General features: G+C 74.8%; 1 protein-coding gene. It reads left to right on the top strand.

Features of this window, described 5'->3' with window-relative positions; genetic code table 11:
• Positions 1 to 12,386, top strand: a 12,386-nt coding sequence (locus ACWDSL_RS47640) for a type I polyketide synthase (RefSeq protein WP_450495267.1), incomplete at both ends; no start/stop codon positions are given.

Here is a 12,386-nt window from a genome sequence, read left to right as displayed (position 1 = left end):
GCCGGCGGCGCCAGGACCGGGCCACCGTGGACGGCTGGCGCTACCGGGTCGCCTGGCGCCCGCTGCGCGGCGTCCCCACCGCGTCGCTGTCCGGCACCTGGCTGGTCGTCACCGCCGGTGGCATCGCGGACGGCGAGGTGACCGCGGCTCTCGCGGGACACGGCGCGGACGTACGCCGACTCGCGCTGGACGAATCTGCCGCCGACCGCGCCGTGCTGGCGGCGCGCCTCAGCGACGCCACGTCATCCTCTGAGGACGGCTCCCTGGGCCTCGCCGGGGTCGTCTCCCTGGTCGCCGCCGCCGAGGAACCGCACAGCGACCACCCCGCGCTGGCCACCGGGCTCGCGCTGACCGTGGCCTTGGTCCAGGCCCTCGGTGACGCTCGTATCGAGGCGCCGCTGTGGTGCCTGACCCGGGGCGCGGTGTCCACCGGACGCTCCGACCGCGTGGTGAGCCCCGTCCAGGCGCAAGTGCACGGCGTAGGCTGGACGGCCGCGCTCGAACACCCCGACCGCTGGGGCGGTCTGGTCGACCTGCCCGAGACCTTCGACCAGCGCGCCGCCCAGCGGCTGGCGGCGGTGCTGGCGGGGGCCACCGGCGAGGACCAACTCGCGATCCGTGCCTCTGGTGTGCTCGCCCGGCGTGTCGTACGCGCGTCCGCGGGCGACACCGAACCGGACCGGCCCTGGACCCCGCGCGGGACCACGCTGATCACCGGCGGCACCGGGACACTGGCGCCGCACCTGGCCCGCTGGCTCGCCGGGCAGGGTGCCGAGCACATCGTGCTGACCAGCAGGCGGGGCATGGCCGCGCCCGGTGCGCCCGCGCTCGTGGCCGAACTGGCCGAGCTGGGCGTCGAGACCGAGGCCGTGGCGTGTGATGTCACGGACCGCGCGGCGCTCGCCGCCCTGCTGTCGCGGCTCAAGGAAGACGGCCGTACGGTCCGTACCGCCGTGCACACGGCCGCGAGCATCGCGCTGCACAGCCTGGACGAGACCACCATGGCCGAGTTCGCCGAGGTCATCAATGCCAAGGTGGCCGGCGCCCGGCACCTGGACGAACTGCTCGACGGCGATGAACTCGACGCTCTCGTCCTCTACTCGTCCACGGCCGGGACCTGGGGCAGCGGCCGCCACGCGGCCTATGTGGCGGGCAACGCCTTCCTCGGCGCGCTCGCCGACCACCGCCGCGCCCGCGGACTGCCCGCCACCTCGCTGGCCTGGGGCATCTGGTCCGATGACACCCGGCTGGGCCGGGTCGACCCGGAGCAGATCCGCCGCAGTGGCCTGGTCTTCATGGACCCCGAACCGGCCCTGGCCGGGCTGCGGCAGGCCCTGGACGACGACGAGACCGCGCTGGTCGTCGCCGATGTCGACTGGGAGCGCTACTACCCGGTCTTCACCTCGGTGCGGCCGACGCGCCTGTTCGACGAGGTGCCCGAGGCACAGCGGCGGGCGGAGGCCGCCGAGCCGTCCGGTGGCGCCCAGGGTGAGTTCGCGGCCAGGCTGCTGTCCCTGCCCGGCGCCGAGCGGGACCGGCTGCTGCTGGAGCTGGTCCGTACCGAGGCGGCGGCGGTCCTGGGACATGGCTCGCCGGAGGCGCTTACGGAGGAACGGGCCTTCCGCGACATCGGGTTCGACTCGCTGACCGCGGTGGATCTGCGCAACCGGCTCGCCGCCGCCACCGGTCTGACACTGCCGACCACCCTGGTCTTCGACCACCCGAGCCCGGCCGCCCTCGCCACATATCTGCGGGTGCTGATCGCTGCCGACCGGGACGCCCCGGCCGGGTCCGGCCCCGCGCCCGCCGCCGCGGTCGCCGACGACGAGCCCATCGCCATCATCGGCATGAGCTGCCGTTACCCGGGAGGCGTGGCCTCCCCCGAGGAGCTGTGGGATCTCGTCGCCGGCGGAGGAGACGGCATCACCGGCTTCCCGGCGGACCGCGGCTGGGATGCCGATGCCCTCTACGATCCGGACCCGGACCGCAAGGGCAGGACGTACTCCACCCAGGGCGGTTTCCTGCACGACGTGGCCGACTTCGACGCCGCGTTCTTCGGGATCTCGCCGCGCGAGGCCGTGGCGATGGACCCGCAGCAGCGGCTGCTGCTGGAGACCTCGTGGGAGGCGTTCGAACGTGCCGGTGTCGACCCGGCCACGCTGCGCGGCAGCAACACCGGGACGTTCATCGGCGCCAGTTACCAGGACTACACCACGGGTGTGCGGGGGGCCGCCGAGGGCTCCGAGGGCCATATGATCACTGGCACTCTGTCCAGTGTGCTGTCGGGCCGGGTGTCCTATGTGTTCGGGCTCGAGGGCCCCGCGGTCACCCTCGACACGGCGTGCTCGTCCTCGCTGGTGGCGCTGCATCTGGCCTGTCAGTCGCTGCGTGACGGGGAGAGCTCCCTCGCCCTGGCGGGCGGTGTCAGCGTGATGGCCACCCCCAGCGCGTTCGTGGGCTTCAGCAGGCAGCGGGCGATGGCCGCCGACGGCCGGTGCAAGGCGTACTCCGACGCGGCCGACGGCATGAGCCTGGCCGAGGGCGTCGGGCTCGTCCTGATCGAGCGGCTGTCCGACGCGCTGCGCAACGGCCACCCGGTCCTCGCGTTGGTCCGCGGCTCCGCGATCAACCAGGACGGCGCGTCGAACGGGCTGACCGCCCCCAACGGCCCGGCGCAGCAGCGGGTGATCCGGCAGGCCCTGGCCAACGCCCGGCTGACCGCCGGGGAGGTCGACGCGATCGAGGGCCACGGCACGGGCACCGCGCTCGGCGACCCGATCGAGGCCCAGGCGCTGCTGGCCACCTACGGGCAGGACCGTGAACGCCCGCTGCTGCTCGGCTCGATCAAGTCCAACATCGGCCACACTCAGATGGCCTCCGGCATGGCCGGTGTGATCAAGATGGTCATGGCCATGCGCCAGGGACTGCTGCCGCCCACCCTCCATGTCGATCAGCCCTCCTCCCACGTGGACTGGTCGGCCGGCGCCATCGAGCTGCTGACCGAACCGGCCGAATGGCCCGCCACCGGGCGCCCCCGGCGGGCGGCCGTCTCCTCCTTCGGCCTCAGCGGCACCAACGCCCACACCGTGCTCGAACAGGCACCCGGGGCGGCGGAGCCCGCAGAGTCCACCGACGATGGCGCCCTCCCCGCACCGGTCTTCGTCCCCCTCTCCGCCCGCGGCGACGAGGCCCTGCGCGCCCAGGCGGCCCGGCTGCTGTCGCTGCTGGAGACACGACCCGAACTGCCCCTGAAGGATGTGGCTTTCTCCCTGGCCACCACACGCTCCGCGCTGCAGCGGCGCGCCACGGTCGTGGCGGCGGACCGGGCGGAGCTGCTGAGCGGCCTCACCGCGCTGCGCGACGGAGCCCCGCACGCCGCCCTCGTCCAGGGAGGCGTGGCCGGTGGCCGGACCGCGTTCCTCTTCTCGGGCCAGGGCAGCCAGCGGGCCGGGATGGGCCGGGAGCTGTACGAGGCGTTCCCGGTGTTCGCCGAGGCCCTGGACGAAATGTGCGCGCATCTGGACGGCCACCTCGAACGGCCGCTGCGCGAGGTGCTGTTCGCCGAGGCGGGTTTGACGGAAGCGGAGCTTGTGGACCGTACGGGCTGGACACAGCCCGCCCTGTTCGCCGTCGAGGTGGCGCTGTACCGCCTCGTCGAATCCTGGGGGATCACGGCCGACTATCTGGCGGGTCATTCGATCGGCGAGATCGCCGCCGCGCATGTGGCGGGGGTGCTGTCGCAGGCCGACGCGTGCGCACTGGTGGCGGCCCGGGCCCGGCTGATGCAGGAGCTGCCCCCGGGCGGGTGCATGGTGGCGATCGAGGCGGCGGAGGACGAGGTCGTCCCCCAGCTGGGCGAGGGAGTGTCGATCGCGGCGGTGAACGGGCCGCGTTCGGTGGTGGTGGCCGGTGAGGAGTCCGCGGTCGAGCAGATCGCCGCGCGGTTCGCTGAGGAGGGCCGTAAGACCCGGCGGCTGACCGTCAGCCACGCCTTCCACTCACCGCTGATGGAGCCGATGCTGGCCGAGTTCCGGCAGGTCGCGGAGGGACTTTCGTACGAGGCCCCGCGTATCGCCCTGGTCTCGAACCTGACCGGAGGGCCGGCCTCGGCCGAGGAGGTGTGCTCGCCGGAGTACTGGGTGGAGCATGTGCGCCGCACCGTGCGGTTCGCCGACGGGGTGGAGTGGCTGGCCGGGCAGGGCGTCACCGCCTTCCTGGAGCTGGGCCCCGACGGGGTGCTGAGCGCGATGGCCCAGGAGAGTCTGGCGGACCGGCCGCGGACGGCGCTGCTCCCGGTGCTGCGCAAGGGCCGTGCCGAGGTGTCCGCGCTCGTCTCCGCGTTGGCGCGGCTGCACACCCACGGCGTCGGCGTGGACTGGACCGCCTTCTTCGCCGGAACCGGGGCGCACCGCGTCGACCTGCCCACCTACGCGTTCCAGCGCCGCCGCTTCTGGCCCGAGACCGTCGCCGGGGTGGACGGCGACGGTGTGCCGGCCGCGGCGCGGGCCGAGGACACCGAGTTCTGGTCGGCCGTGGAACGGGCCGACCTGGAAACCCTGTCCTCTGCGCTCGATCTGGACGACGGTGTGCTGACGGCGATGGTGCCCGCGCTGTCGACCTGGCGCAAACAGCGCCGCGACCGGTCCGCCACCGACAGCTGGCGCTACCGCGTCACCTGGAAACCCGTCACCGGCAACGCGCCCGGCGCCCCCGCGCTCTCGGGGCGCTGGCTGGTCGTGGCGCCGCCCGGCGCGGCCGAGGACGCATGGGCGCGCGCGGTCCTCGACGGGCTCGGCGTGCCGACCGTACTGGTCGAGTCCGCGGCCGAGGACCGGGCCACGCTGGCCGAGCTGCTGGGGCGAACGGACACCGAGGGCACGGGGTTCTCCGGCGTCCTGGCGCTGCCCGCGCACCACACGTCCGGCGACGAGGGCGATCCGGCCACCGCCGCGGCACGGGCCGCCACCGTGGTCCAGGCCCTGGGCGACGCGGGCATCGAGGCCCCGCTGTGGTGCCTCACCCGGGGCGCCGTGTCGATCGGCCGCTCCGAGCCGCTCCTCGATCCGGCGCAGGCCGCGGTGTGGGGACTTGGCCGGGTGGCCGCCCTCGAACACCCGGAGCGCTGGGGCGGCCTTGTCGATCTGCCCGCGGATCCCGAGCCGAAGGCCGTACGCCGACTCGCCGGGGTGCTGGAGCGGACCGGCGGCGAGGACCAGGTGGCGGTGCGCGCCTCCGGCGCCTACGTACGGCGGCTGACCCGCATCCCGGCCGAACCGGCCGTGGAATCAGGGGAGTTCACCCCGACCGGCACCGTACTGATCACCGGCGGCACCGGTGCGCTCGGCGGGCACCTCGCCCGCTGGCTGGCCGCCGAGGGCGCCGCGCATCTGGTGCTCCTCAGCCGTCGGGGGCCGAGCGCGCCGGGCGCGGACGACCTTGTCCGGGAGCTGACCGAGCTCGGCGCCCGGGTCACCGTCGAGGCCTGCGACGTCGCGGACCGGGACGCCCTGGCCGCAGTGCTGGATCGGATCCCCGCCGACACCCCGCTGACGGCCGTGATCCACACCGCCGGCGTCCTGGACGACGGGGTGGTCGACGCACTCACTCCGGACCGGTTCGCCTCCGTGATGGGGTCGAAGGCGCAGGCAGCCCGCCACCTCGACGAGCTGACCGAGGACCACGACCTCGCCGCGTTCGTTCTGTTCTCCTCGGTCGCGGGCACCATTGGTGCCCCGGGGCAGGGCAACTACGCCGCGGCCAACGCCTATCTGGACGCCCTGGTCCAGCGCCGCCGGGACCGCGGTCTGACCGCCACATCCCTCGCCTGGGGACCGTGGGCCGAGGCCGGGATGGTGGCCGACGGTGCGGCGCTGGAGGGCCGTGTACGCCGGGGCGGCTACACGCCGATGCCCCCGCGGCTGGCCGTCGCCGCGCTCCGACAGGCCCTCGAACGCGACGAGCGGGTGCTGACCGTCGCCGACATCGACTGGGACCGCTTCCTCGACGCGTTCGCCACGGCACGGCCCGCGCCCCTGGTGGCGGACCTGCCCGAGGTACGGCGCGCCCGGGAGGCGACGGACACCGGTCGCGGCGGCGCGCCGTCGGACGGGCAGGGGCTGCACGGCCGGCTGACCGGCCTGCCCGAGGCCGAGCGCGGCGCGTACGTACTGGACCTGCTGCGCGGCAGGGTGGCCGCCGTACTCGGACATGGCGACACCACGGCCATCGCCCCCGACCAGGCCTTCCGGGATCTGGGCTTCGACTCGCTCACCACGGTCGAGCTGCGCAACGCGCTGTCGGCGGAGACCGGGCTGACCCTGCCGTCCTCCCTGGTCTACGACTACCCCACGCCGTACGCGCTGGCGGACTTCCTGCTCGCCGAAGTGCTCGGCGCGGCGGCGGACACCGCCCTGGCCCCGGCGGCTGCGGCAGCGCCCTCCGCGGCCGACGACCCGATCGCCATCGTCGGCGTCAGCTGCCGGTTCCCCGGCGGCGTGGCGTCGCCCGAGGACCTGTGGCGGCTGCTCGCCGACGGCGGCGACGGCATCACACCGTTCCCCACCGACCGGGGATGGGACCTCGACGCGCTCGCGGGCGGCGCCTCCGCCACGCGGGAGGGCGGCTTCCTGTCCGGCGTGGGCGACTTCGACGCCGCGTTCTTCGGGATCTCCCCGCGCGAGGCCCTGGCCATGGACCCCCAGCAGCGGCTGCTGCTGGAAACCTCCTGGGAGGCGCTGGAGCGGGCCGGGATCGACCCCGCCACCCTCCGGGGCAGCGACACGGGCGTGTTCGTGGGCACCAACGGGCAGGACTACGCGGGTGTGCTGCGCAAGGCCACCGCCGATGTGCGAGGCCACGTGGCCACCGGCAACACGGCCAGCGTCATGTCCGGCCGGCTGTCGTACACCCTGGGGCTCGAAGGTCCGGCGGTCACGGTCGACACCGCCTGCTCGTCCTCGCTGGTGTCGCTGCACTGGGCGGCCCAGGCGCTGCGGCGCGGCGAGTGCTCGCTCGTCCTGGCCGGTGGCGTGTCGGTGATGTCGAGCCCGGACTCGTTCACCGAGTTCAGCGTGCAGGGCGGACTGGCCCCGGACGGCCGGTGCAAGGCGTTCGCCGACGCCGCCGACGGCACCGCCTGGTCCGAGGGCGTCGGGGTGCTGGTCCTGGAGCGGCTGTCGGACGCCGTACGCAACGGACACGAGGTCTGGGGCGTGGTGCGCGGCACCGCGGTCAACCAGGACGGCGCGTCCAACGGGCTGACGGCGCCCAACGGTCCCGCGCAGCAGCGGGTGATCCGGCAGGCCCTCTCCGATGCGCGGCTGACGCCGGCCGATGTCGACGCGGTCGAGGCGCACGGCACCGGCACCACTCTGGGCGACCCCATCGAGGCGCACGCCCTGCTCGCCACCTACGGCCGGGAGCGCCCGGAACCGCTGCTGCTGGGCACCGTGAAGTCCAACATCGGCCACACCCAGGCCGCGGCCGGGGTGGCGGGTGTCATCAAGATGGTCATGGCGATGCGACACGGTGTGCTGCCCAGGACCCTGCATGTGGACACGCCGTCCTCGCATGTGGACTGGGCATTGGGCGCGGTGTCGCTGGTGCGCGAGGCCACGCCGTGGCCGCGGACGGGCCGGCCGTGGCGGGCCGGCGTGTCGGCCTTCGGCGTCAGCGGCACCAACGCCCATGTGATCGTCGAACAGGCGCCGACCGCCGAACCCTCCAGGCCACACGAGCCCGGTGAGATCCCGGCCGTGGTGCCATGGGTGGTCTCGGGCCGCGGCCCCGAGGGCTTGAGCGCGCAGCTCGACGGGCTCACCTCTTTCATCGATGGTTTCGCTGAAAGGAGCGATCCGCGGCCGTCCCCCGTGGCCGTGGGGTACACCCTGGCCACCGGCCGCCCGGCGTTCGACCACCGCGCGGTGCTGCTGGCCACCGGCGACGGGGTCACGGAGGCGGCCCGCGGGGTGATCCGCGCCCCCGGCGGCAGGACGGCGTTCCTCTTCTCGGGCCAGGGCAGCCAGCGGCCCGGTATGGGACGAGCACTCTACGACCGCTACCCGGCCTTCGCCGAGGCGCTGGACGACGTACTGGCCCATCTGGACGTGGAGCTCGACCGCCCGCTGCGGGAGGTGTTCTTCGCCGACGCAGGGACGGCCGAGGCCGAGCTGCTGGACCGTACGGGATACACCCAGCCGGCCCTGTTCGCCGTCGAAGTGGCCCTGTTCCGGCTGCTGGAGTCGTGGGGCGTACGGCCGGACCTGCTGGCCGGACACTCCATCGGGGAACTGGCGGCGGCCCATGTCGCCGGGGTGTTCTCGCTCGCCGACGCGTGCCGGCTGGTGGCGGCGCGGGCACGGCTGATGGAGGCGCTGCCGACCGGTGGCGCGATGGTGTCGCTGGACGCCGCCGAGGACGAGGTCGCCCCGCTGCTGGCCGGACACGGCGAGCTGGTGTCCATCGCGGCGGTCAACGGCCCCGCCGCGACGGTGATCGCCGGTGACGAGGAGGCGGTGGCGCGGATCGCCGCGCGGCTGGCGTCCCGCGGGCGCAGGACCAGGCGGCTGCGGGTCTCGCACGCCTTCCACTCGCCGCTGATGGAGCCGATGCTCGACCCGTTCGCCACGGTGGCCGGACACCTGGCGTACCAGGAGCCGCGGATCCCCGTCGTCTCGACCCTGACCGGCCGTCTCGCCACGGCCGAGGAGCTGTGCTCACCCGCGTACTGGGTGCGCCAGGTGCGGGAGACCGTACGGTTCGCCGACGGCGTACGCACCCTGCGGGACGCGGGCGCGACCGCCTTTGTCGAGCTGGGCCCGGACCGGGTGCTGGCCGCGATGGCCCGGCACACGCTGACCGACGAGCGGCCCGAACCACTGGTGACCCCGCTGCTGCGCGCGGACCGCGACGAGGAGGCCGAGATCACGGCGGCGCTGGGGGCGCTGCATGTGCACGGGGTGGCGGTGGACTGGGCGGCGTACTTCCGCGGCACCGGCGCGCACCTGACCACCCTGCCGACGTACGCCTTCCAGCGCGAGCGCTTCTGGCCCGAGTTGGCGCCGGGCACGGCGGAGAACGCGGTGGCCGACCCGGTGGACGCGGAGTTCTGGTCGGCCGTGGAACGGGAGGACCTGGAGACGCTGGCAGCCACGCTGGAGCTGGACGGCGACTCGCTGACCGCGGTGGTGCCCGCGCTCTCGTCTTGGCGCCGGTCCCGCCACGACGAGTCCGTCGTGGACGGCTGGCGCTACGAGACGAGCTGGACACCGCTGACCGGCCCGGCCTTCGCCGGAACGCCGTCCGGTGCGCTGGAAGGCATCTGGCTGCTGATCGTCCCCGCTCCCGACGAGGCCAGGGTGGTCGACGAGGAGTGGTTGGCCGCCGTCGCCGAGGCGACGGGTCCTGGCACCGTACGCATCGAAGTGGCGGACGCCGACCGGGCCGCCCTGGCCGCACGGCTGGGAGAAGTGTGCAACGGCAACGGCCCGTTCGCGGGTGTGCTGTCGCTGCTCGCCCTCGGGGGGCGGACCGGGTCCGAAGCCACCGCGCTGACCTGCGCGTTGATCCAGGCATTGGGCGACGCGCGCATCGAGGCACCGTTGTGGTGCGCCACCGTGGGTGCGGTCCGCGTGGGCCGCGGTGACGGCCCGGCGGATCCGGGGCAGGCCGTGGTGTGGGGCCTGGGCATGGTGGCCACGCTGGAACACCCGGAGCGCTGGGGTGGTCTCGTCGACCTGCCCGGCTCTCTCGACCAGCGGGCCCGTGCCCGGCTCACGGCCGTACTGGCGGGCGGTGCGGGCGGCGCGGGCGGTGCGGGCGACCCCGCGGAGGACCAGATCGCGGTGCGCTCCGGCGGGGTGTTCGGCCGCCGTCTGGTGCGGGCCGCAGCGCCTGTCCCCGACGGGCGGTGGCGGCCACGGGGCACCGTCTGGGTCACCGGCGGCACCGGCGATGCGACAGGACAGCTCGCCCGGTGGCTGGCCGCGGAGGGGGCCGAGCAGCTGGTGCTGACCGGCCCGCAGGACCCCGACGCGCCCGACCTCGCCGAACTGGCCGCCGAACTCGCCGAGTCGGGCGTCCGGGTGACCGTGCGAGCGTATGACCAGGCCGACCGCGACGCCCTGGCGGCGCTGCTCGACGAGTTGCCGCCGGACGCGGTCGTGCACGCCGGACAGCCCGACCTGTCGCCCGTCGCGCCCGGCGCCACGGACCGTATCGACGCGCTCGGGCCCGCCCCGCTCGCGGCGGCGGTGGCGGACCGGATAGCGGCGGCGGCATACCTCGACGAACTGCTGGGCGACCGGCCCCTGGACGCCTTCGTGCTGCTCACCTCGGTCGCGGGGGTATGGGGCGTGGCGGGGCGGGCCGCCGACGCGGCCGTGGACGCCGCGCTCGAAGCGCTGGCCCGCCGGCGCCGGGCGCGCGGGGCCCCGGCCACCTCGGTGGCCTGGAGCGCCTGGGACACGTCACCCACCAACACGCCCGACGGGATGGCGGCACATCTGCGGCTCAGCGGACTGCCCGCCCTGCCGCCACGGCTGGCGCTGACCGCGCTGGGCCGGGCGGTGGACGGCGAGCCGGCCGCGGTGACGATCGCGGACGTGGCCTGGGACCGGTTCGCCCCGGCGTTCACCGCCGTACGGCCGAGCGCGCTGTTCGCCGCGCTGCCCGAGGCCCGTACGGCGCTGGCAGCCGCGGCGGCCGGGCGGGACACCGACGTTGCCGGCGCCACGGGCACGGCGGCCGAGTTGCGTACCCGGCTGCTGGGCCTGCCCGGCATCCAGCGCTCCCACGTCCTGCTGGACCTGGTGCGTGGCGAGGTCGCCGAGGTGCTGGGCCATGGGAGCGCCGAGGCGATCGAGGCCGACCGGGCCTTCTCGGACCTCGGGTTCGACTCGCTGACCGCGGTGGACCTGCGCAACCAGCTGACCCGGGCCACCGGTCTGCCCTTGCCCACCACCCTCGCCTTCGACCACCCGACCCCGGTGGCGCTCGCCGACCACCTGTGCGCCGAACTGCTCGGGCTGGACGGCGCCGACGACACGGCGGCGCTGCCCGCCCGCACCGCCGACGACCCGATCGTGATCGTCGGCATGAGCTGCCGCTACCCCGGCGGCGTACGCTCGCCCGAAGACCTGTGGCAACTGGTCGTGGACGAGGCCGACGCCATCGGACAGCTGCCCACCGACCGCGGCTGGGACCTCGACACGCTGAGCGGCGGCACCCGGGACGGACGCGGGCGCAGCACGGCCCAGTCGGGCGGGTTCCTCTACGACGCCGCCGACTTCGACCCGGGTTTCTTCGGAATCGCGCCGCGCGAGGCCATGGTGATGGACCCGCAGCAGCGGCTGGTGCTGGAGGCGGCGTGGGAGGCGCTGGAGCGGGCCGGTGTCGACCCGCATACGCTGCGCGGTGGCGACACGGGCGTCTTCGTCGGCGCCACCAGCGGCGACTACCGCCCGCCCGCCGACCAGCGCGGCCACGCCCAGACCGCGCAGGCCGCCAGCCTGATCTCCGGCCGCCTCTCCTACAGCTTCGGGCTGGAGGGCCCGGCGGTGACCGTGGACACCGCCTGCTCCTCGTCGCTGGTGGCGCTGCATCTGGCCGCCCAAGCGCTGCGCTCGGGGGAGTGTTCGCTGGCGCTGGCCGGCGGTGTGACGGTGATGTCCACGCCCGTGGGTTTCGTGGAGTTCAGCGACATGGGCGCCCTGTCCCCGGACGGCCGGTGCAAGGCGTTCGCCGAGGCCGCGGACGGCACCGGCTGGTCCGAGGGCGTCGGCATGCTCGTGGTGGAGCGGATGTCCGACGCCCGGCGCAACGGCCACCACGTCCTGGCGGTCCTGCGCGGCTCTGCGGTCAACCAGGACGGTGCCTCGAACGGACTGACCGCCCCCAACGGCCCCTCGCAGCGCCGGGTCATCCGCCGCGCCCTCGCGAACGCCGGACTGTCCCCCGCGGACGTGGACGTGGTCGAGGCCCACGGCACCGGCACCACCCTCGGCGACCCGATCGAGGCCCAGGCGCTGCTGGCCACGTACGGCCAGGACCGCAACCCCGACCAGCCCTTGCTGCTCGGCTCGGTCAAGTCCAACATCGGGCATACGCAGTCGGCGGCGGGCGTAGCGGGCGTGATCAAGACGGTCATGGCGATGCGCCACGGCGTGGTGCCCAGGACCCTCCATCTGGACGCCCCCACCTCGCATGTGGACTGGTCCGCGGGCGCCGTGGAACTGGCCGCCGAGGCCACCGCGTGGCCGGGGACCGGGCGGCCGCGCCGGGCCGGGATCTCCTCGTTCGGCGCCAGTGGCACCAACGCCCACGCGATCATCGAGCAGGCGCCCGACGACGAGCCCGCCCGCACCCCGGCCGCGCCGCGGCGTGACGGC

Source organism: Streptomyces sp. NPDC000941, assembly GCF_053599555.1.
Note: the sequence above shows the minus strand (reverse complement) of the source record. Positions and strands in the feature narration are given on the sequence as shown.